30 protein-coding genes are annotated in these 25,255 nt (G+C 71.2%); 19 read left to right on the forward strand and 11 right to left on the reverse strand.

Going from position 1 to position 25,255, the window contains the following annotated elements; translation table 11 throughout:
- The first annotated feature begins 169 nt into the window (after positions 1-169).
- Together AB1285_RS03465 and AB1285_RS03470 are read left to right on the forward strand one after the other, a co-directional pair.
- Entirely contained in the window at positions 170-3,850 is a 3,681-nt protein-coding gene (locus tag AB1285_RS03465) for an AAA family ATPase (RefSeq protein WP_370428418.1), read from the forward strand.
- Positions 3,843-4,040, forward strand: coding sequence for a hypothetical protein (locus AB1285_RS03470; RefSeq protein ID WP_187662047.1), 198 nt, complete (start codon positions 3,843-3,845; stop codon positions 4,038-4,040). Before AB1285_RS03465 ends, AB1285_RS03470 begins: the two co-directional genes overlap by 8 nt.
- A 70-nt stretch (positions 4,041-4,110) precedes the next feature.
- Here AB1285_RS03470 and mscL read toward each other — a convergent pair whose 3' ends face one another.
- Genes mscL through AB1285_RS03485 form a run of 3 tightly spaced genes read right to left on the reverse strand, consistent with a single transcriptional unit; the run spans position 4,111 to position 5,451 of the window.
- Positions 4,111-4,542 carry a large conductance mechanosensitive channel protein MscL gene (gene mscL, locus AB1285_RS03475; protein ID WP_370428419.1) on the reverse strand — a complete coding sequence of 144 codons (432 nt, stop codon included), beginning with the start codon at positions 4,540-4,542 and terminating at the stop codon, positions 4,111-4,113.
- 24 nt (positions 4,543-4,566) lie between these two features.
- A complete protein-coding gene (locus AB1285_RS03480) occupies positions 4,567-4,839 on the reverse strand; it encodes an FmdB family zinc ribbon protein (RefSeq protein ID WP_025105556.1) in 273 nt (90 codons plus the stop codon).
- A 15-nt stretch (positions 4,840-4,854) separates the two neighbouring features.
- Positions 4,855-5,451, reverse strand: a complete 597-nt coding sequence (locus AB1285_RS03485; protein WP_187662044.1) for a 5-formyltetrahydrofolate cyclo-ligase — start codon at positions 5,449-5,451, stop codon at positions 4,855-4,857.
- 40 nt (positions 5,452-5,491) lie between these two features.
- On the opposite strand from AB1285_RS03485, the gene galU reads away from it, so the two are divergent.
- The 4 genes from galU (at position 5,492) to AB1285_RS03505 (ending at position 8,378) form a co-directional block, all read left to right on the forward strand.
- Positions 5,492-6,379, forward strand: a complete 888-nt coding sequence (gene galU, locus AB1285_RS03490; protein WP_187662043.1) for a UTP--glucose-1-phosphate uridylyltransferase GalU — start codon at positions 5,492-5,494, stop codon at positions 6,377-6,379.
- A 45-nt stretch (positions 6,380-6,424) separates the two neighbouring features.
- Positions 6,425-7,036 (forward strand): GNAT family N-acetyltransferase, encoded by a 612-nt coding sequence (locus tag AB1285_RS03495; protein WP_187664199.1) that lies wholly within the window; start codon positions 6,425-6,427, stop codon positions 7,034-7,036.
- A gap of 81 nt (positions 7,037-7,117) precedes the next feature.
- On the forward strand, positions 7,118-7,972 hold the full coding sequence (locus tag AB1285_RS03500) for a hypothetical protein (protein WP_370428420.1): 855 nt from the start codon (positions 7,118-7,120) through the stop codon (positions 7,970-7,972).
- Positions 7,973-8,066: 94 nt separating this feature from the next.
- A complete protein-coding gene (locus tag AB1285_RS03505; protein ID WP_187662041.1) occupies positions 8,067-8,378 on the forward strand; it encodes a hypothetical protein in 312 nt (103 codons plus the stop codon).
- Positions 8,379-8,387: 9 nt separating this feature from the next.
- Here AB1285_RS03505 and AB1285_RS03510 read toward each other — a convergent pair whose 3' ends face one another.
- Positions 8,388-8,999, reverse strand: a complete 612-nt coding sequence (locus tag AB1285_RS03510) for a flavodoxin family protein (RefSeq protein ID WP_259951445.1) — start codon at positions 8,997-8,999, stop codon at positions 8,388-8,390.
- Positions 9,000-9,087: 88 nt separating this feature from the next.
- On the opposite strand from AB1285_RS03510, the gene AB1285_RS03515 reads away from it, so the two are divergent.
- Complete coding sequence (locus AB1285_RS03515) at positions 9,088-9,294, forward strand: hypothetical protein (protein ID WP_025105563.1); 207 nt, start codon at positions 9,088-9,090, stop codon at positions 9,292-9,294.
- Between the two features lie 24 nt (positions 9,295-9,318).
- Here the strand turns inward: AB1285_RS03515 and AB1285_RS03520 are convergent, their stop codons facing one another.
- Genes AB1285_RS03520 through AB1285_RS03530 form a run of 3 tightly spaced genes read right to left on the reverse strand, consistent with a single transcriptional unit; the run spans position 9,319 to position 10,748 of the window.
- Positions 9,319-9,921, reverse strand: a complete 603-nt coding sequence (locus AB1285_RS03520) for a GNAT family N-acetyltransferase (RefSeq protein ID WP_187662039.1) — start codon at positions 9,919-9,921, stop codon at positions 9,319-9,321.
- 38 nt (positions 9,922-9,959) lie between these two features.
- Positions 9,960-10,352: an ImmA/IrrE family metallo-endopeptidase gene (locus AB1285_RS03525; protein WP_187662038.1), complete on the reverse strand. Its 393-nt coding sequence runs from the start codon at positions 10,350-10,352 to the stop codon at positions 9,960-9,962.
- 24 nt (positions 10,353-10,376) lie between these two features.
- The gene (locus AB1285_RS03530; protein ID WP_232089061.1) at positions 10,377-10,748 is read right to left on the reverse strand and encodes a helix-turn-helix domain-containing protein; all 372 of its coding nucleotides are present in this window, start codon (positions 10,746-10,748) and stop codon (positions 10,377-10,379) included.
- A gap of 94 nt (positions 10,749-10,842) precedes the next feature.
- Between AB1285_RS03530 and AB1285_RS03535 the strand changes: the two genes are divergently transcribed.
- The 6 genes from AB1285_RS03535 to AB1285_RS03560 are packed head-to-tail and all read left to right on the forward strand — an operon-like array spanning position 10,843 to position 14,817.
- The gene (locus AB1285_RS03535) at positions 10,843-11,061 is read left to right on the forward strand and encodes a helix-turn-helix domain-containing protein (protein ID WP_232089060.1); all 219 of its coding nucleotides are present in this window, start codon (positions 10,843-10,845) and stop codon (positions 11,059-11,061) included.
- 53 nt (positions 11,062-11,114) lie between these two features.
- Positions 11,115-12,044 carry an aldo/keto reductase gene (locus tag AB1285_RS03540; protein ID WP_187662036.1) on the forward strand — a complete coding sequence of 310 codons (930 nt, stop codon included), beginning with the start codon at positions 11,115-11,117 and terminating at the stop codon, positions 12,042-12,044.
- A gap of 39 nt (positions 12,045-12,083) precedes the next feature.
- Entirely contained in the window at positions 12,084-12,470 is a 387-nt protein-coding gene (locus AB1285_RS03545) for a PLDc N-terminal domain-containing protein (protein WP_259951450.1), read from the forward strand.
- A 33-nt stretch (positions 12,471-12,503) separates the two neighbouring features.
- Positions 12,504-13,448, forward strand: coding sequence for a DUF1214 domain-containing protein (locus tag AB1285_RS03550; protein ID WP_259951451.1), 945 nt, complete (start codon positions 12,504-12,506; stop codon positions 13,446-13,448).
- A gap of 33 nt (positions 13,449-13,481) precedes the next feature.
- On the forward strand, positions 13,482-14,024 hold the full coding sequence (locus tag AB1285_RS03555; protein ID WP_259951452.1) for a VOC family protein: 543 nt from the start codon (positions 13,482-13,484) through the stop codon (positions 14,022-14,024).
- Complete coding sequence (locus tag AB1285_RS03560; protein WP_259951453.1) at positions 14,014-14,817, forward strand: MerR family transcriptional regulator; 804 nt, start codon at positions 14,014-14,016, stop codon at positions 14,815-14,817. Before AB1285_RS03555 ends, AB1285_RS03560 begins: the two co-directional genes overlap by 11 nt.
- Positions 14,818-14,837: 20 nt before the next feature.
- Here AB1285_RS03560 and AB1285_RS03565 read toward each other — a convergent pair whose 3' ends face one another.
- From AB1285_RS03565 to AB1285_RS03575, 3 genes are read right to left on the reverse strand one after another with little or no spacing between them, the layout of a single operon-like run.
- Positions 14,838-15,824 (reverse strand): epimerase, encoded by a 987-nt coding sequence (locus AB1285_RS03565; protein WP_370428421.1) that lies wholly within the window; start codon positions 15,822-15,824, stop codon positions 14,838-14,840.
- Positions 15,821-16,453, reverse strand: coding sequence for a DUF4166 domain-containing protein (locus AB1285_RS03570; protein ID WP_259951455.1), 633 nt, complete (start codon positions 16,451-16,453; stop codon positions 15,821-15,823). The genes AB1285_RS03565 and AB1285_RS03570 overlap by 4 nt, the downstream gene beginning before the upstream one ends.
- A gap of 9 nt (positions 16,454-16,462) precedes the next feature.
- On the reverse strand, positions 16,463-17,104 hold the full coding sequence (locus tag AB1285_RS03575; RefSeq protein WP_370428422.1) for a TetR/AcrR family transcriptional regulator: 642 nt from the start codon (positions 17,102-17,104) through the stop codon (positions 16,463-16,465).
- Between the two features lie 104 nt (positions 17,105-17,208).
- Between AB1285_RS03575 and AB1285_RS03580 the strand changes: the two genes are divergently transcribed.
- Positions 17,209-18,015 (forward strand): sugar phosphate isomerase/epimerase family protein, encoded by an 807-nt coding sequence (locus AB1285_RS03580; protein WP_370428423.1) that lies wholly within the window; start codon positions 17,209-17,211, stop codon positions 18,013-18,015.
- Complete coding sequence (locus AB1285_RS03585; RefSeq protein ID WP_187662027.1) at positions 18,015-19,151, forward strand: Gfo/Idh/MocA family protein; 1,137 nt, start codon at positions 18,015-18,017, stop codon at positions 19,149-19,151. Before AB1285_RS03580 ends, AB1285_RS03585 begins: the two co-directional genes overlap by 1 nt.
- Here the strand turns inward: AB1285_RS03585 and AB1285_RS03590 are convergent.
- Positions 19,103-20,320 carry an ROK family transcriptional regulator gene (locus AB1285_RS03590; RefSeq protein ID WP_366237610.1) on the reverse strand — a complete coding sequence of 406 codons (1,218 nt, stop codon included), beginning with the start codon at positions 20,318-20,320 and terminating at the stop codon, positions 19,103-19,105. The two genes, AB1285_RS03585 and AB1285_RS03590, sit on opposite strands and share 49 nt — an antisense overlap.
- A 115-nt stretch (positions 20,321-20,435) precedes the next feature.
- Here AB1285_RS03590 and AB1285_RS03595 point away from each other — a divergent pair, with 115 nt between their 5' ends.
- From AB1285_RS03595 to AB1285_RS03610, 4 genes are read left to right on the forward strand one after another with little or no spacing between them, the layout of a single operon-like run.
- A complete protein-coding gene (locus AB1285_RS03595) occupies positions 20,436-21,545 on the forward strand; it encodes a Gfo/Idh/MocA family protein (RefSeq protein ID WP_187662026.1) in 1,110 nt (369 codons plus the stop codon).
- Entirely contained in the window at positions 21,542-23,062 is a 1,521-nt protein-coding gene (locus AB1285_RS03600; RefSeq protein ID WP_370428424.1) for a sugar ABC transporter ATP-binding protein, read from the forward strand. The genes AB1285_RS03595 and AB1285_RS03600 overlap by 4 nt, the downstream gene beginning before the upstream one ends.
- Positions 23,059-24,195 carry an ABC transporter permease gene (locus AB1285_RS03605; protein ID WP_370428425.1) on the forward strand — a complete coding sequence of 379 codons (1,137 nt, stop codon included), beginning with the start codon at positions 23,059-23,061 and terminating at the stop codon, positions 24,193-24,195. The genes AB1285_RS03600 and AB1285_RS03605 overlap by 4 nt, the downstream gene beginning before the upstream one ends.
- On the forward strand, positions 24,192-25,241 hold the full coding sequence (locus AB1285_RS03610; protein WP_232089058.1) for an ABC transporter permease: 1,050 nt from the start codon (positions 24,192-24,194) through the stop codon (positions 25,239-25,241). The genes AB1285_RS03605 and AB1285_RS03610 overlap by 4 nt, the downstream gene beginning before the upstream one ends.
- The last annotated feature ends 14 nt before the right edge of the window (positions 25,242-25,255 follow it).

Genomic DNA, 25,255 nt, shown 5'->3' on the forward strand with positions numbered 1-25,255 from the left:
GTTCCGTGGACAACGAGAGCGCACGACCATGCGGGCAGGAGTAGTCCGAGCGAGTGCCGCACCGGCGGTTTTTCACCGGAAACCCGCCGGGGATACCGATCTCCGGCGGTGTCGCGCCTAGGGTGTCAGTGTGTGGCGACGGGAAAGCAGGTCTGCGAACAACACGGCGGTGGACAACGCTGTGTCCCTCGGCGACCTGCGCGACTCGTCCACCGGCGTCGGCATCGCGCACGCCGCGGAGGCGGAGCGCACGCGGCTGCGGGCGGAGGCGGCTGATCTGGGTGGACCTTCGCCGTTGAGCAGCTTCCGCGACGGCCCGGAGTCGGGCATCGACATCTCCAAGGCGCACCCCGGCAGCCTCCCGCAGTTCATCACCGGCAAGTCGACGCTCCTGTCCAACCTCTTCCGCGATGAGGTGGGTCTGCGCACCGCGCGGCTCGCCGCCGAGCGCATCACGGCCAAGAACACCGAGCTGCGCACCGTCCGCGGCATCGAAGCGGTCCACCTCGCCGTCGGCGTCGCACGGTGGCGCATCGGCGGGGCGACCTTCGCCGCCCCCGTCCTGCTGCGGCCGCTCGCGATCCGCCGCCATCACACCGATTTCGAGCTCAAGCTGCAGGGGGCGTTCGAGGTGAACCCGGAGCTCGTGCGGGTCGCCCGCGAGCACTTCGGGCTGACCCTCGATGCGTCAGCGCTCGCCGCACTCGCGTACGACGGCGGCATCTTCAAGCCCCAGCCCGTGATCGACAGCCTGCGCGCGCTGACCCGATCCATCGAGACGTTCTCCGTCGAACCGCGACTCGTCGTCTCCACCTTCGCCGACGTCGCCGGCGCCATGGCCCAGGACGGCGGCAGCCTCGATCATCCCGTCCTCAACGCGCTCGGCGGCCACGTCGGCGATCGTGAGCAGGTCACGGCACCCCGCGCCGTCCCGCACCACGTCGGGCCCGACGACCGTGCGCCCGCCTCGGACAACCTGCTGCTCGATGCGGATGCGGAGCAGGAGGCCGTGCTGGCCCGCATCGCCGCCGGGCACTCCCTCACCGTGGCGACCCTTCCGGGCACCGGAGGGACGCAGACCGTCATCAACGCGCTCGGGGAGCTGGTCCGCGCCGGGAAGAAGGTCCTCGTCGTCTCGGCCCGGCGGTCCACGCTCGACGGTGTTCGTCATCGCCTCGCCGGTATCGGGCTGGACAGCCTCGCGGTGTCGCCGGGGAGCCTGCGCCGCGATCTCGTCCGCGCGATCGGACGCAACGAGAAGGCGACGGCTCCGAAGGTCAGCGAGGTCGACGACGCGCTGGTGCGGCTGCGCACGGTGCTGCGCGACTACCGCGACGCGCTGACCGTCCCCGTCCCCGGTCTCGACGCCTCCGTGCTGGATGCAACCCGACACCTCACCCGGCTCGCCTCGCTTCCCGTCCCCCCGTCGACGACAGCGCGGTTGAGCGTGGATGCGCTGCGCAGGCTGGCAAGGGACCGCACGGACGCGGCCGCGGCGCTGGCGCAGGCCGCGCGCCTCGGAGAGTTCCGCGTCGGGCCGAACGACTCGCCCTGGTACGGCGTCACCTTCGGCAGCACCGAGGCGGCCCGCGCCGCGCACGAGCTCGCCGGACGCCTGCACGCCGACAGCGTGCCCGCCCTGCTCGAGCGCGGGTACGAGCTCATCGCGCAGACGCACATGCGGCCCTTCTCGACGATCGACGAACTCGGCGAGTACCTCGGGCTGCTGGAGGGCATCCGCGACACGCTCGACCGCTTCAGTCCCACCGTGTTCGAGCGGCCGCTCGGGGAGCTCATCCAGGCCCACGGTTCGCGACGGGACGCGCCAGGGATGTCGGGGGCCAATCGTCGTCGGCTTCGTCGCCTGGCCAAGGAATACGTCCGCCCGGGCGTGCACGTGACGGAGATGCACGAGGCGCTGCTGCGCATCCAGACCCAGCGCACCCAGTGGCAGCGGTACGTGGAGGCGGGCGTCGCTCCGGAGATCCCGCTCGGTCTGGCCGATGTGTCCGCCGCATGGCAGCGGGTCGAAGCGGAGTTGGCGGAGCTCGATGCCGCCCTCGGCCGCCGCGAGCCCCTCTCGTCCCTGCCGGTCGCACGGCTCGTGCGCATGCTCGCCGGCCTCGCCGCGAAGTCGGACGTCTTCGAGAACCTCGTCGAGCGGGCCCAGCTGCGCGACGAGCTCGCCCTCCTCGGCCTGGAGCCGCTGCTGACCGAGCTCTCGGTGCGGCACGTCTCCGAGGCGCGGGTGGGGGAGGAGCTCGAGTACGCCTGGTGGCAGTCCCTCCTGGAGCGCGCACTGCAGGACAACCGGGCGCTGCTGGGCGCGAACACCGCCGTGGTCGACCGCCTCGAGCGCGATTTCCGGCTGGTGGACGAGGCCCATGCGGCCATGGCCGGGCCGCTGCTCGCGTGGCAGCTCGCGAACCAGTGGCGCATCGCCATCGTCGACGAGCCCGAGCAGTCGCAGAACCTCCGCCGCGCCCTGACCCAGTCCGCGACGACGGCCGCGGAGGTCGTCAGCGCCGCGCCGACCCTCGTCGACGTGCTGGCTCCGGTCTGGATCTCGTCGCCCTACCTGGTGCCGGAGATCCCGGATGCGGTGGAGTTCGACACCGTGCTCCTCGTCGACGCCGCGGCCATCAACCTCGCCGAGGCGGCGCCGGCCATCCGCCGCGCCCGTCAGGTCGTGGCGTTCGGCGATCCGGTCACGCAGCGTCCCTCTCCCTTCCGCATCGCGGTCGACCCCGCCGAGGAGTGGGAGGAGGAGGTTCCGTTCGATGACGTCTCGGTCTTCGAGCGCCTGTCCGAGCTGTTCCCGGTGATGACCCTGACCCGCAGCTACCGGGCCGGCGGCGAGGATCTCGCGGAGCTCATCAACGACGCGTTCTACGGCGGCGAGATCGTCTCCCTCCCGTGGGCCGGTTCGTACCTGGGGCGCGGCAGCCTCACCGTCGACTACGTCGAAGGCGGTACCGGCGCGCCCGACCCCGTCTCGGGCGCCGTCGAGAGCCCGGACGCCGAGGTCGCCCGCGTCGTCACCCTCGTCGTCGAGCATGCGGTGCATCGCCCGACCGAATCGCTCATGGTCGTCACCGCCAGCACCCGCCATGCCGAGCGCGTGCGCGCCGCCGTGACCGCCGCCTTCGCGGGACGCTCCGACGTCGCCGACTTCGTCGCCCGCGACACCGCGGAGCCGTTCGCGGTGCTGACGCTCGAGGAGTCCGTCGCGGAGAGCCGCGACCGCGTCATCTTCTCCCTCGGCTTCGGGCTCACGAAGCACGGCCGTGTCCTCAGCGACTTCGGCGACCTGTCGACGCCCGACGGCGAGCGACTGCTGACCGTCGGGATGACCCGCGCACGGCGCTCGATGGTCATCGTCTCGTCCATCCGCCCCTCGGCCTTCGACGACGGGCGCCTCGAGCACGGCGCGGCCACGCTCATGTCGATCCTCGGCGGTCTCGCGGCCCGTGCCCGCGACGCGCGACTGGAGGACCTGGCCGACCCGCTCACCCTCGCACTGGCCAGGGAGCTCCGGCGTCTCGGGGCTTCCGTCGACGTCGACTATCGGGGACTCCTGCCGCTCGTGGCGCAGCACAACGGCAAGGCGGTCGTGATCGAGTCCGATCCGGAGTCCCGGGGAGAATCCCTGCGCGAGACGCTGCGGCTGCGCCCTCATGTGCTCCGTCGCCTCGGCTGGCACTATGTCCGCGTGCACGCGTTCGACCTCTACAGCGACCCGCGCACCGTGGCGTCCCGGATCGCGACCGTCCTCGGCATCTCCGAGACGGCCCCGCGCGCGGAGAACGACACGCAGCCTCTCGATCTCGGCGATCACCGGAATGACTGAGGGCCGGGACGAGCCGCGGCAGCGGGTCGTCCGGGTGCCGGGCTCCCGACGGGCGCGGCTGACGCCGGTCGATGGCAGCGATCCGGCACCGGAGGTCCCGGAGGGCGGCGCGCCGCAGCGGTCGGCGCCCGGCGACCGGAAGGGTCCCAACGACGACCAGCTCCTCCGCGACGTGCCCCCGCACTACTGACGCGTCCGGGCCGGAATGAGAGAGACCCACGGCCCTCCGAGGAGAGCCGTGGGTCGTGAGGGCGGTGCGGTCAGACGCCGCGCGGGCCCTGCTGGGTCTTGAGCAGATCGCGGATCTCGACGAGCAGCTCCGCCTCGGTCGCGGCGGCCGGCTCCTCCTCCGGCTCCTCGGCCGGCGTGCCCTTGCGCGCCTCGACGTGGGCCTTGAACGTGTTCATCGGCAGGACGAAGACGAAGTAGACCACCGCGGCGACGGCGAGGAAGCTGATGAGCGCCGAGATGAGGTCGCCGATCGGGAAGACGACCTCTTCGCCGTAGATGTTGGTGACAGGGATGCCGAACTTGCCGGCGGCATCGGCCTTGAGGAAGAGCGCGATGAGCGGGTTGATGACGCTGTTCACCACGGCCGTCACGACGGCCGTGAAGGCGGTGCCGATGACGACCGCGACGGCCAGGTCGATGACGTTCCCGCGGAGCAGGAAGTCCTTGAATCCTTTGAGCATGGAAACCCCCAAGTCGACTGGGCCTCAGTTCGAGGCGGGAGTCGACGCAGCAGCCGGTTTGGCGCTCGTCGTCGAATCCGACTTCGATGATGCCGAAGCATCCTTCGAACCCCCGGATTTGGCGCGCGAGTCCGTGCGATAGAAGCCGGAGCCGTTGAAGGTCACGCCTATCGAGCCGTACTGCTTGCGCAGGGCGCCGCCGCATTCGGGGCAGACCGTGAGCGCGTCGTCGGAGAAGCTCTGGACGGCGTCGAACTGGTGCCCGCACGCGGTGCAGGCATAGGCGTAGGTGGGCATGGCGGTCCTTGCGGGTCAGCGTCGCCGGGGCGACAGATGCAGCGTCTGCGACGGGGTCACGATGCCGTCGACCGGCTGGTCGTGCACCTCGCGCGGCAGTTCGTCGAGTACCTCGGAATCATAGATCACCGCGTACACCGGAGGGCATTTCTCCATGGAGCCGATGGTTTTATCGAAGTAGCCGCGGCCCCAGCCCATCCGCATCCCCGAGCGGTCGACGGCGGCGGCGGGGACGATCATCAGGTCGACGTCGTTCACCGCGATCGGACCGAGCACCTCGCCGGTGGGCTCCGGCAGCCCGTACAGGCCCTCCGCGATCTCCTCGGTGTCGTCGGCGACGGCCCAGTCCAACAGTCCGTCGGAGCGGGTGACCGGGAGGAGGACCCGGATCCCGCGGCGGACCGCGCGAGTCACGAACTCCCTGGTGCCCGGCTCCGTGGTGGTGGAGAGGAAGCAGGAGACGGAGCGGGCCCCGAGCTCGTCGACGAGGGCGTCGAGGCGTTCGCCGATCGCCTCGGCGGCGGCCTCGCGCTGCGGATCGGACAGCAGCTGACGCCGCTCGCGCAGCTCCGCGCGGAGGGCTCGCTTGGCGTGCTCGACGTCGTTAGCCATGGTCCGAGTCTAGGGCGGCCCCCACCGGTAGGCTGTGGGAATGGCTCACGAGAAGATCAAGGCTGTCATTCCCGCTGCCGGGCTGGGGACACGATTCCTGCCCGCGACGAAGGCGATGCCGAAGGAGATGCTCCCCGTCGTCGACAAGCCGGCGATCCAGTACGTCGTCGAGGAGGCGGCGAACGCCGGGATCGAGGACATCCTCGTGATCATCGGGCGCAACAAGAACGCCATCTCCAACCACTTCGACTCCGTGCCGGAGCTCGAGGTGAAGCTCATGGAGAAGGGCGACACCGGTCGCCTGGAGCGCGTGATGAAGTCGAGCGACCTCGCCGACATCCACTTCGTCCGCCAGGGCGAGCCCAAGGGTCTCGGCCACGCCGTGCTCCGCGCTCGGACGCACGTCGGCGACAGCTCGTTCGCGGTGCTGCTCGGTGACGACCTCATCGACGAGCGCGACCCGCTGCTCACGGAGATGATCGCGGAGCACGAGCGCACGGGTGCCGCCGTCATCGCCCTCATGGAGGTCGACCCGGACAACATCCACATGTACGGTGCGGCCGCCGTCGAGGCGATCGAGGGCTCGGACGCCGTTCGTGTCACGGGCCTCGTCGAGAAGCCCGCCAAGGAGGACGCCCCCTCCAACCTCGCGATCATCGGTCGCTACGTGCTCCCGGCGTCGGTCTTCGAGATCCTCGAGCGCACCGAACCCGGAAAGGGCGGCGAGATCCAGCTCACCGACGCGCTCCAGGAGCTGGCTACGGCGGACGGCGGACCCGGCGTGGTCGGCGTCGTCTTCGGAGGCCGCCGCTACGACACCGGTGACCGCGTGGACTACATCAAGGCGATCGTGCAGCTCGCGGCCGACCGTGACGACCTGGGCTCCGAGCTCCGCCCCTGGCTCAAGGACTTCGCGGAGCGCCTCTAGGCGCCTCGCGGTCGTCGGAGGTGCGGCGTGGAGCTGTCGACGGGGATGCGGCACGGACCGGTCGAGCTGCGTCTCATCCGGACGAAGGACGCGCGGCCTCTGCAGCAGGAGCTGCTCGCCAATCGCGCGTGGCTGCAGCCGTGGGAGGCGACCATCCCGCACGGAGCGGTCTCCTTCGACATGCGGGTCAGCATCCGTCGCCTGCTCCAGCAGTATCGGGACGGCGGCGGCTACCCGTTCGTGATGGAGTACGACGGCGAGGTCGCCGGACAGCTGAACGTCTGGGGCGTCGCCCGGGGCTCGCTGTGCTCGGCGACGATCGGCTACTGGGTGAGTGAGCGGTTCGCGGGTCGGGGGATCACCCCGACCGCGGTCGCGCTCGCCACGGACGCCTGTTTCACGGAGTACGGGCTGCATCGGATGGAGATCTGCATCCGCCCCGAGAACGCCGCGAGTCTGCGGGTCGTGCAGAAGCTCGGCTTCCGATACGAGGGGCTGCGCCGCCGGTACATCCACATCGACGGGGACTGGCGTGATCACTACGCCTTCGCCCTCACGCAGGAGGAGGTTCCGCAGGGTGTCCTCGCCCGGTGGATCCACGGACAGGTGCCGCCGCAGGCGGCGACGATCCCGCCGGCGGACCGTCTCACCCTCTGACGCCCCCGTCGCGGGAGGACTCGCCGCGACACGCGCCCCGACTGCACGGCGCGGCCGGTCCGCCGCCGTTACCGTTGACCTATGGACGGGCCGGTGCTGAGTGGGGGAGTGATCGTGCTCGTCGCCGTGCTCCTGTGGATGCTGTATCTCCTGCCCTCCTGGCGTGGCCGCTTCCAGTACAACGCCGCTGAGCGCAACGCCGTGCGGCTGAATCAGGCGCTGCGGATCCTCGCCGAGACGAGTGAGACTCCCGGCGTGGTGCACATGGAACTCAACGCCCGCACCGTCGTCGCGCAGCAGAAGCTCGCGAAGCGGTTGCAGGCCGAGCGGGAGGCCGCAGAGCTCGAAGCGCTCCGCCAGGAGCTCGCTGCGACCCGCGCCGATCCCGTGATCCGTCAGGCCCGCGCCCGCCGCCGCGTGCGTCTGGCGGCGACCGGCGCTCTCGTGCTCGGACTCGTCGCCGTCGGTCTCGGCATCTGGCAGCTCCTCGCCACCGGGGGCGCCGTGCTCCTCTGGAGCGGTGGAGCCACGGCGCTCGTGGCGACCATGGTCCTGCAGCGGATGGCGTCGGTCGCGGTGCGCGCCGCCCGTCGTCCGCAGGCCGCGGCGGTCGAGACCGTCGAGAGGAGAGAGGCCCCGGTCCTGCACGACCAGGGCCCCGCCACCTGGACTCCGCGTCCGCTTCCGGAGCCGATGGTGTCGGTCACAGGATCCCGCGCACAGGCGGCTCGCGCCGAGATCGATGCGCAGGAGGAGCGCCGCAAGGCCGCCCGAGTGGCCGCGCTCCGTGCCCGTGCCGAGGAGATGGCGCCGCCGGCGCCGGTCACCCTCCCGGCGGCATCGACGGAATCGCCGTACGCACGTATGGGATTCGTCGACGACGCCGAGATCGAGGAGCACGTGCGCCGGCTTCTGCAGCGCCGGGCCGCCGGTTGACGGCTGCGGTGAGCGCGGGTCTCCACCGCTGATACCGGATGCGGGAGAGTGTCGCTCCTCGCGTCAGCGCCGCTCGGGGCCGTAAAGTCGTGGGATGGGAACCATGCAGTACGGCTCCGGCAGCGAGATCCAGATCGAGGACCGCGCCCTGGCCCATCTGAAGGTCGCGATCGCGACCAAACTCCGTCGGAACGAGAGCTTCACGCTGTCCTGGAAGCACCCCGACGGGGATGTGCCGGGGCGCTCGACGATCTGGCTGCATCCGTCGATCCCGCTGCGCTTCACCTTCGGCGAGCCGGAGACGCCGGAGCTGAACGTGAAGTGGGTCCAGGCCCTCATGGTCGAGGCGAGCTCGTCGGGGGGCATCAGCCTCGTGGACGAGGTCATCGACGGCCCGGCCGACTGAGCGCCTCCGCTACTCGGCGGGGTACGCCTGTGTGGCGAGCTGCTGCGCGAGGTGCGCCGCGTTCCGGGCTGCCGTCGTGATCGCGGAGCTCACGGCCTCCGGAGTCTCGTCGAGGTCCTTGTAGTCCACGGTCTGCATGGCCTCGCCGTTCCAGTAGACCGAGGTCTGCGCGGGGATCGTGTACCCGATGTCGTTCAGCGCCTGGAAGAGGATCGCGGAGATGTGGTGAGCGCCGTCCTCGTTCCCGAGCACGCCGGCGATGGCGACCTTGTCGAACAGGATCGGGCGGCCCTGCTCGTCCGTCTCGCTGAGCTCGGCGTCGAGGCGCTCCAGCACGCGCTGGGCGACGCTCGAGTGCTGTCCCATCCACGTGGGCGTGACGAACACGAGGATGTCGGCGTCGAGGACGCGCTGTCGCAGGGTCGGCCACTGGTCGCCGTCACCCATGTCCTTCTCGACGCCGGGTCGGATGTCGACATCGACCGCTCGGACGAGGTCGCCCGTCACGCCGTGCTCGGCGAGGGCATCGAGGAGCTGACGCGCGAGCAGATCCGAGCTCGACGACGCGGGGGAGGGCTTGAGCGTGCAGGAGATCGCGACGGCGGTGAGTGGAGTGTTCATGCTCCGACCCCACCAGAGATCCCGGCGGCGGCACAGGGCCTTTCCGGGTCCGGGCTATCCTGGTAGAGCACCGACGACAGGAGATCCCGTGATCCTCAGCTTCCTCTTCTTCATGATCATGTTCCTCGGAGGCTTCTGGCTGCTGGGGATCGCGCACGAGATGCCGGACACGCTCGCCGCGCTCACCTTCGTCGGCGGCATCCTGCTCGTCTCGCTGGCCCTCGGGTTCGCGATGCGTCAGCGCGGTTCCGCCACGCGTCGCTCCAAGAACTGGACCGGCAGCCCGACCGAGTGATCGCCGCGGGGCTGCGCCCCGCGCTCACCGTCGCCGGGCGAGCCTCGCTTCGAGGTTCGCCCGCACCGCCGGCCACTCCGGCTCGATGATGGAGTACTCCACGCTGTCCCGGAGCGCGCCGTTGCGGTAGCGGCTCATGGCCCGCATCACGCCGTCCTGCTTCGCGCCCAGTCGCTCGATCGCGGCGCGCGACTGGAAGTTCACCCACTGGGTCGTCAGCCCGACCCGGAAGACCCCGAGCGTCTCGAAGGCGTGGCGGAGGAGCAGCAGCTTCGATTCCGCGTTGGTACCCGTGCCGTGGGCGGACGGGCGGTTCCAGGTGTATCCGATGTGCAGCCGGGGGACGTCGGCGACGATGTCGTAGTACGAGGTGAGCCCCAGCACGCGACCGGCGGCGTCGAAGGCCGTGAACGGCACCATCTCGCCGGTGGCGACGAGGCCCAGGCGCCGGTCGACCTCGGCGGCGACTCCATCGGGTGCCGGAACAGAGGTGTACCAGGCCGTCTTCCACAGGTCGCCCTCGGTGACCGCTTCGACGAGCCCGTCGACGTGCGACCGGTCGAGAGGGCGGAGCTCGACGAGCTCACCGGTGAGAGTGACGGGGGCGGGGGCGACGTGGAAGGCCATGAGGTCATTCAACCAGCGTCGGGCGCTGCGCCCGGCCCTCAGGCGGGGACGGCCAGGTGCTCCCGGCTCAGCACGCGCTGGAACGCGAGGACGATCTCGATCGTCACGTCCAGCTCGAAGGCGAGGCTGGCCAGATGTGTGCCGCGCAGCTGCTCCGCCGCCGCGTAGGCCGACGGCGTGATCAGCCGTCGCGCGGCCCACTCATCGGCCTGCCGCTCCTGCCGAGCGCGAAAGGCGGGGTGCCGTGTGGGCAGGTGGCCGAGGTGGGCGTGACCGAGTTCGTGGGCGAGCACGCTGCGGGCGGTGCGCCTGCTCATCCCCGGAGCGAGCCGGATCGTCCGGGTGGCGGGTTGGAAGCCGCCGGGTGTGGGCCCGGGGCGCTCGACCACGCGAAGCCCGAGGTCGTCGGCCAGACGGAGGAGCTGCTGCATGGGCCTCCGTCCGATCGGTGTCGTCTACTCGTAGAGGTCGTCGGTGTCCGTCTCGCCGGTGGATCCGGATTCGAAGGCGACCTCGCGGGCATTATCGCGTGGGGTGGCGACATCGGTGCGGCGCCGGAGGGGAGTGACGATCGCCGACGTGCCGTCGGCGGCCAGACGCTCCTCGGCCCGGGCGACGAGGATGTGCGGCTCGACTCCCAGCGTGGCGCACACCGCGTAGACGACGGGCACCGGGATCGCGCGCTTGCCGGTCACGTAGTTGTCCAGCGCGCTCCGGGCGATGCCCACGTCGCGTGCCATGGCGGCGATGCTGCTTCGTGCCGCCGCGATCTCCGCCCGCATCTGACGGCCGACCGCCTCGTTGAACTCCTCGGCTGGTGTCTTCATCCGGCTCACCTTAGCAGCGGGCCGAGAGCAGGATGCCGTCATATTGGTCTCTCGTGACCGGACGAGTGTCCGTGCGTGGCGGTACCGTAGGCGCATGGGGACAGAACTGCGTCATCTGGTGGCATCGGCGGTGGAGGCTGCGCGCCTGCACGCCGGAGTGTCGTTCATCGAGCTCTCGGAGCGGGCCGGAATCGCGCCGGCCGCGCTGACCGACCTTCTCGAAGAGCGCGCGGACTTCACGATGGAGGATCTGGCGGGGATCGCGACGGTCCTCGGCGTCCCCGTCACGCGGCTGCTTCCCTGCGCGCCGTAGACGATGTCCGCTCGCGCCTCGGACCGGGCGATGCGATGAAGTAGCGTGGGCGCATGAAGACCGTTTCCTTCGGATCGACGACCGCTCCGGCCCTGATCGCCGGGATGATGCGCATCGACAGCCTCGACGACGAGCAGATCCGCGACCTGTACGCGACCGCCCGCGACGCGGGCATCGACTTCTTCGACCACGCGGACATCTACGGCGGGCAGATGCACCGCTGCGAAGCGCGATTCGCCGATGCCCTCCAGCTCAGCGCCACGGAGCGGGACGAGGTCGTGCTGCAGACCAAGTGCGGCATCGTGCCGGCGCAGGGCATGTTCGACTTCTCCTACGACCACATCATCGCGCAGGTCGAAGGCTCGCTCGCGGCCCTCCGCACGGACCGCATCGACGTGCTCCTGCTGCACCGGCCGGACGCCCTGGTCGAGCCGGACGAGGTGGCGCGCGCCTTCGATCATCTCGAGTCCTCGGGCAAGGTGCGGGCGTTCGGGGTGTCCAACCACACGCCCTCGCAGATCGAGCTGCTGAAGACCGCGGTGGGGCAGCCCCTGGTCGCGAACCAACTGCAGCTGTCCCTCACACACGCGCCGATCATCGCGCAGCCCGTGGCCGCGAACATGGCGGGCCACGACCAGAGCATCGGACGGGACGGCGGCGGCATCGTCGACTACTGCCGGATCCACGGCATCACCGTGCAGGCGTGGTCGCCGTACCAGAGCGGCTTCGGTGGCGGGGTCTTCCTCGGGCACCCGGACTACCCCGAGCTCAACGCCGTGATCGAGCGCCTGGCGGGGGTCCACGGAGTGACGCCGACGGCGATCGCCACCGCTTGGATCACTCGTCACCCCGCCGGGATGCAGGTGGTCCTCGGGACGACGACACCGCACCGCGTCCAGGAGGCCGCGGCCGGGGCGGATGTCGTGCTCACCCGGGCCGAGTGGTACGAGCTCTTCCGCGCCGCGGGGCACCTGCTGCCGTGATCCCTCCGCTCCGGCCCGCGCGTCGTCTACCCTGATCCCATGCCGTTCCTGTTCTCGCTCCTGGTCATCGCGCTGATGATCGGTGCACTGATCGACATCATCACGCGCGACGACTCGCAGGTGAAGTACCTGCCGAAGATGGTCTGGATCATCATCGTGATCCTCCTGCCGTTGATCGGCAGCGCGCTGTGGTTCGCGATCGGCCGGGAGTACGGGGAGGCCGGCGTCCCCCTCCCGCGGATGCGGCGAGCCGAGCGTCCGTCCGCCCCGACGGCCACCGTCGCACGGCCAGCGCCGTCGGTGGACACCCGTTCGACCGAGCAGCAGATCGCGGACCTCGACCGCGAGATCGAGGAGTGGCGGCTGCGCGAGGAGATCGAGAAGCGCCGTCGCGAACGCGGAGACGACGCCCTCCCGCAGTCCTAGCGATCGACCGCTCCGGGCTGTCAGGATGCCGTCATGAGCATCCTCGTGAACGTCGACAACTTCGCCCTCGCCGAGACACACCGCATGATGCGCGACCTCCAGAAGGAGGCCGGGGGTGTGGATCGGTTCCTGCACAACAGGGCTCCGGCCGCGATCGACCGGCAGACCGTGATCCGGCTGAACCGGGACACGCTCTACAGCTTCGCCGTCCTGGACATCAGCGAGGGAGCCGCCTTCACGATCCCGGAGCACGGCGACCGCTACCTCTCGGCGATGGTCGTCAACGAGCATCACTACGTGGATGCGATCTTCCACGAGGCGGGCGAGCACACCCTCACGACGGCGCAGTTCGGGACGCCGTACGTCGTGCTCGCGGTGCGCATCCTTGTCGACCCCACCGACCCGACCGATGTGGCGGCGGTGACCGCCCTCCAGGACCGCATCGCCCTGCGCAGCGGGGCGGCCACGCCGTTCGCCATGCCGGACTACGACACCGTCAGCCTCGACGAGACCCGCCGGGCGCTGCTCGCGTTGGCCCGGAACCTCCGGGGCTTCGACCGCATGTTCGGCAGCGCGGACGAGGTCGACCCGGTGCGGCACCTCATCGGCACGGCGGCGGGCTGGGGAGGGCTTCCCTCGTCCGAGGCGAGCTACATCGGCGTCGACCCGCGTCTGCCGGTGGGGCGGTACGAGCTCACGGTCGGCGAGGTCCCCGTCGACGGCTTCTGGTCGATCTCGGTGTACAACGCGGACGGCTTCTTCGAGCCGAACGATCGCGACGCCTACACGATCAACGACATCACCGGCGTCCGCAACGACGACGGCACGCTCACCGTCCGCTTCGGCGACCACCCGGAAGGCCTGCCGAACGTCCTGCCGATCACGGAGGGCTGGAACTACCTGGTCCGGCTCTATCGCCCCCGTCCCGAGGTGCTCGACGGCAGCTGGACGTTCCCGACGCTCCAGGAATCGGCTTGACCCTGACGCGGCGTGAGGCGCGACCGTGGAGTCATGACTGATCACTACAACGCCTTCGAGATGAGCCCGGTGCCGACGCCCGGGCCCGACACGGTCGCACCGGAGCTGTTCCGGGGCATCTACGGGATGCCCGCTTTCATCACCGTCCCCACGACGGATCTCGCCGCCTCGGTCGAGTTCTGGACGCGGGGCCTGGGGTTCTTCGAGCTCTTCGGGGTGCCGGGGCGGATCGTCCACCTCCGGCGGTGGGCCTTCCAGGACGTGCTGCTCGTGCCGGCGGAGACTGAACAGGAGGCCGTGCCGGACTTGCGGGTCAGTTTCGCGTGCGTGCTCGGCCAGATCGACCCGCTCGTCGAGGCCTGCCGGGCGTGGGATCCCGGCGCCGTCGGGGAGCCGATCGACACGCCCTGGAACACGCGGGATGTGGAGATCGTGACCCCTGAGAAGGTGCGTGTCGTCTTCACGGCGGCGAAGCCCTACGAGCCGGGGAGCGTCGAGGCGGCCACCCTCGCGCAGATGGGTATCCGTCCGCCCGCGGACCCGGCGGACAGCGGAGGAGGAGCGGATGCCGGATGACAGCGGCACCGCGGACCTGACCGTCGGTCGGGCCGCGGCGCTCGCCGGAGTGACGGTGCGGACGCTGCATCACTGGGACGACATCGGCCTGGCTCGCCCGTCCGCGCGTTCGTCGGCGGGATACAGGGTGTACACGGACGTCGATCAGGAGCGCCTGCGGCGGATCGTCGTCTATCGAGAGCTCGGTCTCGGTCTCGACGCGATCCGTCGGCTGCTGGACGATCCGGCCACGGACATCCTCACCGCGCTGCGCACGCAGCAGGGGGAACTCGCGGCCCGGATCGCACGTCTGACCGCTCTGCAGGCCGATCTGGAGCGGATGGTGTCCGCCCACGAGCGCGGTCTGATGCTGAGCGAGGGCGAACAACGCGCAGTCTTCGGGCCGGACTGGAACCCGGCCTGGCCTCTCGATGCGCGCCGTCGCTGGGGCGACACGGTGCAGTGGCAGCAGTACGCGGAGCGATCCGCCGCGCGTGATGCGGGGGAATGGCAGGCCGTCGCGGACGCGATGCGGGAGGTGGAGTCGGCCCTCGCGACGGCGATGGATGCCGGTGCGGCTCCGGGGACGGCGGACGCCGACGCGCTCGTCGAGCGGCACCGCGCGGTCTTCTCGGCCTACTTCCCGCTGACCAGGGAGATGCAGGTCATCCTCGGCCGGCTGTTCACCACGGACCCCGGCTACGCGGCGCACTACGACGGCATCCGCCCGGGGCTGGCGGAGTGGTTCCGGCGCAGCATCGAGGCCGAGGCCCGGCGTCACGGCGTCGACCCGGAGTCCGCGACCTGGCGGTGACCCCGCTCCGCCCGTCGGGATCAGGCCGCGCGCGGTCCGGCGCTCAGGTCGGCGACGGCGAACGAGGCGCGGACGGCCTCTTCCAGGTCGGGGTAGCGGAAGGTGAAGCCGGCGGCGGTGAGCTTCTCGGGCAGGACCCAGCGGCTCTTCAACACGAGCTCGGTCTCGGTGCGGATGCCGATCGCGCCGAGCTCGAGCATCCAGCGCGGCATCGGCGGGCCGACCTTCGCCCCCAGCACCCGGCGCACGGTGGCCATGAAGGCGGCGTTGTCGACGGGGTGCGGCGAAGCGGCGTTGACCGGGCCCTCCAGCGCCGGGGTCTCCTCGAGGAACTCGATGATGCGCGCCACATCCTCGATGTGGATCCAGCTGAAGCGCTGCCGACCGCGACGGGCGCCGGGGAGGTGTGCGGTCCCGGCGGCCCGGCGTGCGGGGCCGACCGGCCAGAACCCGTCGTACTGCGGGCCGCCGAGGCCCAGTCGGGCGAGCGTGCGGAGGGGTTCCAGCACGCCGCCGTCGCCGAGGACGATGGCGCTGCGGAGAGCCACGCGACGGGTGCCGGGCAGCGCGTCAGCGAAGAGCGCGCGCTCCCACGCCTTGGCGACCTCGACCGAGAAGCCGGTGCCGATCTCGCCGGATGACTCCGTCATCGGCCGGTCCTCGGCATGTCGGTAGATGGTGGCCGTGGAGGAGTTGACCCACAGCGGCGGCGGAGTGGCGGCGCGGGAGATCGCGCGGCTCAGGGCTGCGGTCGTGTCCAGTCGGGAGCGGAAGATCTCGGCCCGGTTGCGCGGCGTGTACCGGCAGTTCACGCTCTTGCCCGCGAGGCCGATCACGAGGGACGACCCATCGACGGCGGCATCGATGCCGTCCTGGTCGCCCCAGGACAGGTCGCTGCCGGAGCGGGAGATCGTGACGACCTCGCGCCCGGCATCCCGCAGGCGTGCAGCGAGATACCGTCCCATGAAGCCCGTCGCTCCGCCGATGACCACCCGGTCCGTGCTCATGCGTCGTCGTCCTTCCGATCCGGTTCCAGGATGTAGCTGAAGTCGCCGCGGTATTCGTAGAGGCGCCCGAGGAGCGGCGCATCCACGGTCAGCCGCACGCGCTGCCGCTCGGCCTCCTCGTCCCAGCGCTCGACGAGCCGGACGACAGGGGCCACGACCCGCGGGATGCGGAGCCGGAAGCGCCCGACGCGGATGCCCACCGCGCGACTCGTCAGGTGCAGGGCGCCGGCACGGGGCTCCACGTCGAAGCAGGCCACGACCAGGCCGGGCTCGCCGAGCTCGTCGACGATGCGGCCGTGCCTGGTCGGGGCCACGGCATCGCGCATCACCCACGGCCCGCCCGCGAATCGGAAGGTGCGCTCGGCGATCGCCCGGGAGGCGATGGTGCGGTTCTCGATGCGGAACGGCACGTCGCGCTCCCACCGGGCGGCGATCACCCCGCGCCGTTCGAGGCGGCGGAGCAGGGGCCAGAGGGCCCGGCGGGGCGTGCCGACGCGCTGGAACGTCCCTTCGCCGACGCCGACCATCCCGTCGGGGACCGCCTGGAAGTAGGCCCGCAGCCGGGGGTGCAGCTCGGTGAGACGCGCGCCGAGAGCCCTCGCGTACGGGGACTGCGGCACGGGCGTCACGCTTCGAGCCTAGCCCGCGGAGGACCCCTCGCGGCCCGCGTCGTCGGTCGGGCGGAGCAAGCGGTCGAGGAGGGCGAGGGCCTCATGCTGCGGAGCGGTGTCGTCCAGGAGCCACTGCGTCTGCAGGCCGTCCGAGGCGGCGACGACGAGGGCGGCGACCGCGAGCGGATCGACGTCCGTACGGATGCTTCCGTCCTTCTGCTGCTCCCGGACCGTCTCGGCGATGTCGGCCCGCAGGCGGGCGAAGCGCTCGGTCGCGAACCTGCGGGCGGCGGGGTGGCCCTCCTCGAGAGCGCTGGCGACGAGCGTGGAGTAGAGCTGCACCAGACCGGGCACCTCGCGGTTGGCCCTGGCCGACCGGATCATGCCCTCGACGGGGTTCGTGGGTTCCGGGTCGGTCTTCCGTTCCGGCGCGTTGCTCTCGACGTAGACCGCGACGAGCAGCTCCTCCAGCGACCCGAAGTAGTGGGTGAGGGCGGCATGCGTCACCCCCACCGCCTTCGCGATCGCCCGCAGGCTCGTGCGGTCGGCGCCCCGGGCCGCGAACACCTCGATCGCGCGGTCCAGGATCTCCTGGCGCCGCGCGACGCCCTTGGCGTAGGCGCCGCGCGGGCGCGGGCGTTCGGAGTCCTCGGAGGGTGCGGGGGGCATGGCCCGAGTCTAGCGACAGAAAACTTCCATGTGGAGGTATTCGGTGCTAGCGTGCCTCCGGGGCGCGATGCCCGCCTGTCACCGACGACCGAGGAGCACGACCGATGACGATCCAGACCTCTCTCCAGCTGTTCACGATCCGCGAGCAGTTGGAGGCCGACCTCGAGGGCACGCTCGCCGCCGTCGCGGCGCGCGGATTCAGCGCGGTCGAGCCCTACGACTTCGTCCGCCGGGCGGAGGCGATGGCGGCCGCGGTGTCGGCCGCTGGACTGACGGCCCCCTCCGGGCATGCCTTCCTCGCCACGCCGACCTTCGTGCGCCCGGACGGTTCCGGCACGACGGCCCCCGTGCCTTCACCCGCGGAGGTCTTCGCGGCCGCGAAGACGCTCGGCATGGACACGGTGATCGATCCGTACACCGAACCTGCGCGCTGGGAACAGGTCGATCAGATCGTCGAGACCGCCCGGCTGCTCAACGAGGCGGCGGAGATCGGCGCCGAGGCCGGCGTCCGGGTCGGCTACCACAACCACGCGCATGAGCTGGAGGCGGAGTTCGACGGGGTGACCGGGCTGGAGGTCCTCGCGGAGCACCTCGATGAGCGCGTCGTGCTGGAGGTCGACCTGTACTGGGTGGCCCGCGGCGGTGTCGACCCGGTGACCCTCGTGGAGCGTCTCGGCGAGCGCGTGATCGCCGTGCACGCGAAGGACGGCACCCTCGACCCCGCGCTGCTGGACGCCTACCCGCCCGCGGATCAGGTGCCCGCGGGCGCCGGGGCGGTGCCGCTCCGGGAGGCCATCGCCGCCGCGCCGGCGCTCGAACTCGCCATCGTCGAGTTCGACCACTACGACGGCGATCTGTTCGACGCCATCGAGCGCAGCCGGGTCTTCCTCGACGCCGAGGCGGCGCGCTGATGGTGCGCGGCGGCGACGTCGTCGGCGTCGGCCTCATCGGCGCGGGCAACATCAGCGACCAGTATCTGCAGAACCTCACGCGCTTCCCGGACGTGGAGGTGCGGGCGATCGGCGACCTCGTCGAGGAGCGTGCACGCGCGCAGGCCGCGGCGTACGGGGTGCCGCGAGCCGGGGGCGTCGAGGTGGTGCTCGATGATCCCGACATCGACATCGTCGTGAACCTCACGATCCCCGCCGCGCACGTCGCCGTCTCGGAGGCGATCGTCGCCGCGGGGAAGCACGTGTGGACGGAGAAGCCGCTCGGCGTGGACCGCGAGGAGGCGCGAGGCCTGCTGGAGGCGGCCGCGGCGGCCGGACTCCGCGTCGGCGTCGCGCCGGACACCGTCCTCGGTCCCGGCGTGCAGACCGCGAAGCGTGCCATCGCCCGCGGCGACATCGGCCGCCCGCTGTTCGGCCAGACGACCTTCCAGTGGCAGGGGCCGGAGATCTTCCACCCGAACCCCGCGTTCCTCTACGCGAAGGGGGCGGGGCCGCTCCTCGACATGGGGCCGTACTACGTCTCGACCCTCGTGCACGTCTTCGGGCCGGTCGCCGCGGTCGCCGCCCTCGGGCTGCAGGGATCGCCGACCCGCCGGGTACAGGTCGGCGATCGCGCCGGGGAGGAGTTCCCGGTCGAGATCCCGTCCACGCTCAGCGTCCTGATGGACTTCGAGGGTGGCGGACAGGCGCAGAGCCTCTACAGCACGGACTCGCCGCTGGTGCGGCAGGGGATCGTGGAGATCACGGGGACCGAGGGCACCCTGGTCATCCCCGACCCGAACACGTTCGGCGGGCCGATCACGATCACCCGGCCGCTGTCCCGACACTTCGTGCCGCCGGAGCCGGTGGTGCAGGAGGTCATCGACGTCGTGCCGGAAGGCGTGCTCGCGGGGCGCGGGCTCGGGCTGCTCGACATGGCGCGCGCGATCGCCGAGGGCCGACCGCACGTCGCCACCGGCGAGTTCGGGTACCACGTGCTCGACACCCTGCTCTCGATCGAGGAGGCTGCGGCGCGGCGCACCTTCGTGGAGGTCGCGAGCACGCTGGATCAGGTGGGCGCGCTGCCCGCCGACTTCGATCCCTTCGCGGCGACGTAGCGGTCGACGTTCGCGGGGGAGAGCACCTCGCGGGCGACCATGATCGCCGCCCCCAGCACCGCCGCGCGGTCACCTGCCTGCGACTGCACGATCGCGAGGTGCTGGGTGGCGAGCGGGATCGAGCGGCGGTAGACGACCTCGCGGACCCCGGCGAGCAGATGCTCGCCGGCGCGGGCGATGCTGCCGCCGAGCACGATGATCGACGGGTTCAGCAGGTTCACGACCGTCGCGAGCACCTCGCCGACGTCGCGGCCGGCCTGACGGGTGGCCTCGATGGCTGCCGCATTGCCGGCGCGGACGAGGCCGACGACGTCGGAGGCAGTGTGCACGTCATGCCCCTCGGCGCGCAGCGCGACGGCGAGGGCCGACCCGCTCGCGAGGGCTTCGAGATCCCGTTCATCGCCCGGCTGCCGCGCCGAGCCCGCGCTCATCGGCACCTGGACGTGGCCCATGTCGCCCGCCGACCCCTGGGCACCGCGCTGGAGCTGCCCGCCGGCGATGATCCCTGCGCCGATTCCCGTCGACACCTTCACGAACACGAGGTCGTCCACCCGGGGCCAGCTCGTGGCCTGCTCGCCGAGGGCGAGGATGTTCACGTCGTTGTCGACGAGGACCGGCACGTCGAACGTGCGCTGCACGTAGCCCGGGACGTCGAACCGGTCCCAGCCCGGCATGATCGGCGGATTGGTCGGACGCCCCGTGGAGTGCTCGACGGGGCCGGGGACGCCGATGCCCACGCCCACGAGGGGGAGGCCGCCGGCGGTCGCCTCGAGCAGGGCGCTGCCCTCCGCGAGGATCGCGTCCAGCAGGGCCTCCGGCCCATCGCCGATGTCGATCGCGCGCGTGCGTGCGTCCAGGATCACGCCGGCGAGGTCGGCCACGGCGACGGTCGCGTGGGTGGCTCCGAGGTCGACGGCCAGGACGAGCCCGGCGCGCGGGTTGAACGCCACGCGGGCGGGAGGACGACCTCCGGTCGACACCGCTTCACCGGCGGGGCGCAGGAGGTCGGCGGCCAGCAGAGCATCGACCCGGGAGGCGACGGTGGAGCGGGCCAGTCCGGTGAGGGCGGCGAGCTCCGCCTTGGTGCGGGCGTGCCCGTCGCGGAGGATCTGGAAGATCTCGCCGGTCCCGGGGGAGGGCGTCGCAAGCGGTCTCAGCACGTCAACCATGGCGTCAGTAAAGCACAGCACTTCCTCCGCTCCGTGGTGCGACTTCGAATTCGTTACACACAACTTTTGACGAAGGACTAGCAAAAGTCCTCATCGCTGTGTCAGACTCACCGGCATGACAACGGATGTCACTGACACCGGTCTCGGGACGATCCGGACCGGGATCCTCGGCGGAGGCTTCATGGCCCGCGTGCACCGCACGGCCGCCCGAGACGCAGGCGGGGCACTGCGCGCCGTCGCCACCCGGTCCGCCCAAGGCGCCAGGGATGCCGCGCACCTGCTCGGCGCCGCCCGCGCCGAGCAGGACGCGGAGGCCCTGCTCGACGCCGACGACATCGACGTCGTCCACATCTGCACCCCCAACGCCACGCACGCCGACCTCGCCCTGCGCGCGCTGCGAGCGGGCAAGCACGTCGTGTGCGAGAAGCCGCTCGCCACGAGCGCCGCCGACGCCGCCACCCTCGCCGAGGTCGCCGCCGAGACCGGACTCGTCGCCGCCGTCCCCTTCGTGTACCGCTACCACCCCATGGTGCGCGAGGCCAGGGCGCGCATCGCCCGCGGGGAGGCCGGCGAGCTGCTCACGCTGGACTGCTCGTACCTGCAGGACTGGATGCTGCGGCCCACCGACGACGACTGGCGGGTGCGCTCCTCGTCCGGCGGCGCCTCCCGCGCCTTCGCCGACATCGGCTCGCATCTGTGCGACCTCCTCGAGTTCGTCACGGGCGATCGGATCCGGACCCTCAGCGCCCGCACCCGCCGGGTGTTCGCCGAGCGGGCGGGGCAAGCCGTCGACACGGAGGACATCGTCGCCGTGCTCGTCGAGACCTCGGCGGGGGCACTCGGCACGCTGCTCATCTCGCAGATGGCGGCGGGCCGCAAGAACGCCCTCACCCTGGAGCTGCACGGGACGCGGCAGAGTCTGCGGTTCGAGCAGGAACGGCCGGAGGAGCTCTGGGTCGGCATGCGGGAGGAGTCGCGGCTGCTGCTGCGCGACCCCGCCACGGCCGACCCGGAGTCCGCCCGGCTGCAGCGCGTCCCCGCCGGGCACGCCATGGGATACCAGGACGCCTTCAACGGCTTCGTCGCGGACGTCTATGCCGCGATCGCGGGCGACGTGCCCGACGGTCTGCCGACGTTCGCCGACGGCCACCGTGCGGCGGTGCTGACCGAGGCCGTGCTCGATTCCGCCGCCCACGAGGGCCGCTGGACGGAGGTGCCGGCATGACCGCGACGACGACGCAGCCGGTGCTGCAGGTGGCCGGGATCCGCAAGGCGTTCTTCGGCGTGGAGGTGCTGAAGGGCATCGACTTCGACGTGCGACCGGGGGAGGTGCACGGCCTCGTCGGCGAGAACGGTGCAGGCAAGTCCACCCTCATGAAGATCATTGCCGGCGTGCAGCCGGCCGACGAGGGGACGATCGCCTACCGCGGCGCGGAGGTGCGCCACGCGCACCCCCGGCAGGCGATGGACGCCGGCATCGTCACGGTGTTCCAGGAGTTCACCCTGCTCCCGGAGCGCACGGTCGCGCAGAACGTCTACCTCGGCCGGGAGCCACGGCGCGCGGGACTCATCGACGTGCGGGCGATGAACGAGCGCACCGCGGAGCTGCTCAGCGACCTCGGAGTCTCCTTCATCGACCCGCAGGCCCGGGTGGGCTCGCTGACGGTGGCCGAGCAGCAGATCGTCGAGATCGTGAAGGCGCTGTCGTTCGATGCGCAGGTGATCTCGATGGACGAACCGACCGCGGCGCTCAGCGACCGCGAGGTGGAGCTGCTGTACGCGATCATCCGCCGGCTCACCTCCCGTGGTGTCGCCGTCATCTACGTCTCCCACCGGTTGAAGGAGATCTTCGACCTCTGCGACAGGATCACGATCCTCAAGGACGGCGCCCTCGTCTCCACGGACGAGACCGCGGCCCTGACCACCGACGAGCTCGTGCGCCGGATGGTGGGCCGGTCGATCCAGTCCTACTTCCCCGACCCGGTCGCCGGCACCGTGGTCGGCGCGCCCCGGCTCGAACTGGACGGCTGCGGGAACGCCTATGTGGACTCGGTGTCGCTGACGCTCCGTGCCGGGGAGATCGTCGGGGTGGCCGGGCTCCAGGGCTCCGGACGCACGGAGCTCGTGGAGGGGGTGTTCGGCATCCAGGCCTTCACCCGCGGCGCCGTGCGGATCGACGGCGAGCCGGTGCGGATCACCGGGCCGCGTGCGGCCGTGCGCGCCGGACTCGCCCTGGTCTCGGAGGACCGCAAGGCCCAGGGGCTCGCGCTGGGGCAGTCGATCCTCGACAACGCCCTGCTCGTGGTGCGGAACGTGTTCGCCGGACGCACCGCGGCGTCGCGCCGGGAGGTGCCGGGAGTGCTCCGCACGCTGGAGGTGTCCTCGCGCGGTCTCGACCAGGAGGTGCGCTTCCTGTCCGGCGGCAACCAGCAGAAGGTGGTGCTGGCCAAGTGGCTGCTCACCCAGCCGCAGATCGTGCTCTTCGACGAGCCGACACGGGGCATCGACGTGGGGGCCAAGTACGCCGTCTACCAGCTCATGCGCGAGCTGGCGGCGCAGGGGAAGGCCGTGCTCATGGTCTCGAGCGAGCTGCCGGAGGTCATCGGCATGAGCGACCGCATCCTCGTCATGCACGACGGCGAGCTCGTCGCCGAGCTGCCGGCCGGTGCGGCCGAGCACGAGATCCTCGCGGCGGCCACCGGCGCCGACCGCGGTCCTTCGACGAACGGGGGCGCGCGATGAGCCGCCGCACCGGAGCCCGTCTCCGCATCGATTCGACCGTCATCGTGCTGGGCATCCTGCTGCTGGCCCTCGTCGTCGGCGCGATCCTCGTCGCCACGGTCGGTCGCAACTTCCTCAGCCCGGGGAACATCCGCGACATCCTGACCGGGATGAGCGTGCTCGGCCTCGTGGCCATCGGGCAGACGCTCGTGGTGCTCGGCGCCTCGCTCGACCTGTCGGTCACCTACGTCATCAGCCTGTCGAGCCTGCTCGCGGCGACGATGATGGCCGGGAACGCCGGCAACATCCCGCTCGCGGTGATCGTGACGCTCCTCGTGTGCGCGGGGATCGGGCTCGTGAACGGGCTCATCGTGACGGTGCTCAAGGTCAACGGCTTCATCGCGACGCTCGGCGTCGGGCTGATCCTCCAGGGCATCCTCAACACGAACTTCGAAGGCTCGGCGGGCGAGGTCCCGTGGGCGTTCCAGCTCATCGGCGCGACCGGCGTCGGACCGATCCCGGTGTCCACGCTCATCATGATCGCGCTCGCCGTGCTGGTCTGGGTGCTGCTGAACCGCACCCGCACCGGCGCCCATCTCTACGCCGTCGGCGGGGACCCCGAGACCGCGCGGCTCAGCGGCGTGCGCACCCGCCTGCCGCTGATCTGGGCGCACGTGCTGTGCTCCGTGTTCGCGGGGCTCGCCGGACTCCTGCTCGCCAGCCGTCTCGGCGTGGGCAGCCCGACGGTCGGTCAGCAGGGCGGCTACGCACTGCTCTCCATCGCCGCGGTCGTGCTGGGCGGCACGCTGCTCCTCGGCGGGCGCGGCTCGATCTGGGGCACCATCGGCGGCGTCGCCATCCTCGCCGTCGTCGACAACGTGATGAGCGTGCTGCAGGTGAACCCCTTCCTCAAGGATGTGGTGCGCGGCATCGTCATCGTCGCCGCCGTCGCCGTCTACAGTCGGCGGGCCGTCGTGCGCCGCCGGCCGCGCTTCGGGGCCGGCGGCACGCGCACCGGGGGAGACGACGCCGCGAAGGCGGCCGAAGGGGACATGGCGGTGGCGGCCGCCGAACTCGCCGATCCGACCATCGAGGTCGCCGCCGTCGACAGCGCAGGGGATACCGCCTCCGTGCGGGAAGGAGGACGCTCATGAACGCGCTGCGCACGCTCGTCAGCCCCCGCGGGGCGGTCTTCCTGCTGCTCGTGATCCTGCTCGTCGCGGTCGCCGTGCTCAACCCGAGCTTCGCCGAGCCCGGCCAGTTCATGCGATACCTGCAGCGCGTCGCGCCCATCGCGATCGTCGCGATCGGGCAGTACTTCGTGATCATCGCCGGGGAGTTCGATCTCTCCCAGGGGTCGCTCATCACGGCGCAGGTCATCATCGCCGGCAACCTCGTCGGCCAGGACGACGCGCGCACCCTCCCGGTGCTGCTGCTCATGGTGGTGTTCGGTATCGTCGTCGGGCTCGTCAACGGCGTCCTCACGACGCTGCTCAAGGTGCCGTCGTTCATCGTGACGCTGGGCATGATGCTCGCCCTGCTCGGCGGCGTGATGTGGTGGACGGGCGGCGCGGCCACGGGCAACCCGGCCGACAGCTTCCGCGAGATCGGCCGCGGAGGGATCCGCGACCTCCCCGTGCTGGAGTTCCTGCCCTGGGCCGTGCTGCTGCTCGCCGCGTGGCTCGCCCTCGGCATCGTCATCACCAAGCGCCCGCTGGGCAAGACCCTCATCGCGATCGGCGACAACGCCCGCGCCGTGGACTACGCCGGTGCCCGCCGGGCCTGGGTCACGACACGCGCGTTCGTGTTGTCCTCCCTCTCGGCCACCCTCTCCGCCGTCCTGCTGGTCGGGTACGCGGGGGTGCACCCGTCCGTCGGCCGGGGCTACGAGTTCACCGCGATCACTGCGGTGGTGCTCGGCGGGGTCGTGCTGGGCGGAGGTCGAGGCTGGATCGTCGGCGCCGTGGCCGGAGCGTTCGCGCTGGAGGCGCTGTTCCTGCTCCTGAACATCGCGGGCGTCCCCTCCACCCTCCGTGACGCCGTGCAGGGCGTCATCATCATCGCGGCCGTCGCCTATGCGGGTGTCGCCTTCCGAGCCCGCCGCCGGCGCGGTCCCCAGCCGACGGACGTCCATACCGCGGGGACTGAGAACGCCGAGAACCGCAGCACCGCATCAAGCCCTACAACCAGAGGAGATTAGCAATGCGACGATCG

Source organism: Microbacterium sp. NRRL B-14842 (assembly GCF_050470785.1).

Coding starts and splice junctions, on each gene's coding strand:
- AB1285_RS03480 (WP_025105556.1), bottom strand. CDS start 4,839: ATGCCCACCTACGCCTATGCCTGCACCGCGTGCGGGCACCAGTTCGAC.
- AB1285_RS03470 (WP_187662047.1), top strand. CDS start 3,843: ATGACTGAGGGCCGGGACGAGCCGCGGCAGCGGGTCGTCCGGGTGCCG.
- AB1285_RS03580 (WP_370428423.1), top strand. CDS start 17,209: ATGACGATCCAGACCTCTCTCCAGCTGTTCACGATCCGCGAGCAGTTG.
- AB1285_RS03500 (WP_370428420.1), top strand. CDS start 7,118: ATGGACGGGCCGGTGCTGAGTGGGGGAGTGATCGTGCTCGTCGCCGTG.
- AB1285_RS03575 (WP_370428422.1), bottom strand. CDS start 17,104: ATGCCCCCCGCACCCTCCGAGGACTCCGAACGCCCGCGCCCGCGCGGC.
- AB1285_RS03525 (WP_187662038.1), bottom strand. CDS start 10,352: ATGCAGCAGCTCCTCCGTCTGGCCGACGACCTCGGGCTTCGCGTGGTC.
- mscL (WP_370428419.1), bottom strand. CDS start 4,542: ATGCTCAAAGGATTCAAGGACTTCCTGCTCCGCGGGAACGTCATCGAC.
- galU (WP_187662043.1), top strand. CDS start 5,492: ATGGCTCACGAGAAGATCAAGGCTGTCATTCCCGCTGCCGGGCTGGGG.
- AB1285_RS03590 (WP_366237610.1), bottom strand. CDS start 20,320: ATGGTTGACGTGCTGAGACCGCTTGCGACGCCCTCCCCCGGGACCGGC.
- AB1285_RS03605 (WP_370428425.1), top strand. CDS start 23,059: ATGAGCCGCCGCACCGGAGCCCGTCTCCGCATCGATTCGACCGTCATC.
- AB1285_RS03600 (WP_370428424.1), top strand. CDS start 21,542: ATGACCGCGACGACGACGCAGCCGGTGCTGCAGGTGGCCGGGATCCGC.
- AB1285_RS03510 (WP_259951445.1), bottom strand. CDS start 8,999: ATGAACACTCCACTCACCGCCGTCGCGATCTCCTGCACGCTCAAGCCC.
- AB1285_RS03540 (WP_187662036.1), top strand. CDS start 11,115: ATGAAGACCGTTTCCTTCGGATCGACGACCGCTCCGGCCCTGATCGCC.
- AB1285_RS03485 (WP_187662044.1), bottom strand. CDS start 5,451: ATGGCTAACGACGTCGAGCACGCCAAGCGAGCCCTCCGCGCGGAGCTG.
- AB1285_RS03505 (WP_187662041.1), top strand. CDS start 8,067: ATGGGAACCATGCAGTACGGCTCCGGCAGCGAGATCCAGATCGAGGAC.
- AB1285_RS03495 (WP_187664199.1), top strand. CDS start 6,425: ATGCGGCACGGACCGGTCGAGCTGCGTCTCATCCGGACGAAGGACGCG.
- AB1285_RS03595 (WP_187662026.1), top strand. CDS start 20,436: ATGACAACGGATGTCACTGACACCGGTCTCGGGACGATCCGGACCGGG.
- AB1285_RS03585 (WP_187662027.1), top strand. CDS start 18,015: ATGGTGCGCGGCGGCGACGTCGTCGGCGTCGGCCTCATCGGCGCGGGC.
- AB1285_RS03545 (WP_259951450.1), top strand. CDS start 12,084: ATGCCGTTCCTGTTCTCGCTCCTGGTCATCGCGCTGATGATCGGTGCA.
- AB1285_RS03610 (WP_232089058.1), top strand. CDS start 24,192: ATGAACGCGCTGCGCACGCTCGTCAGCCCCCGCGGGGCGGTCTTCCTG.
- AB1285_RS03555 (WP_259951452.1), top strand. CDS start 13,482: ATGACTGATCACTACAACGCCTTCGAGATGAGCCCGGTGCCGACGCCC.
- AB1285_RS03565 (WP_370428421.1), bottom strand. CDS start 15,824: ATGAGCACGGACCGGGTGGTCATCGGCGGAGCGACGGGCTTCATGGGA.
- AB1285_RS03520 (WP_187662039.1), bottom strand. CDS start 9,921: ATGGCCTTCCACGTCGCCCCCGCCCCCGTCACTCTCACCGGTGAGCTC.
- AB1285_RS03530 (WP_232089061.1), bottom strand. CDS start 10,748: ATGAAGACACCAGCCGAGGAGTTCAACGAGGCGGTCGGCCGTCAGATG.
- AB1285_RS03550 (WP_259951451.1), top strand. CDS start 12,504: ATGAGCATCCTCGTGAACGTCGACAACTTCGCCCTCGCCGAGACACAC.
- AB1285_RS03560 (WP_259951453.1), top strand. CDS start 14,014: ATGCCGGATGACAGCGGCACCGCGGACCTGACCGTCGGTCGGGCCGCG.
- AB1285_RS03535 (WP_232089060.1), top strand. CDS start 10,843: ATGGGGACAGAACTGCGTCATCTGGTGGCATCGGCGGTGGAGGCTGCG.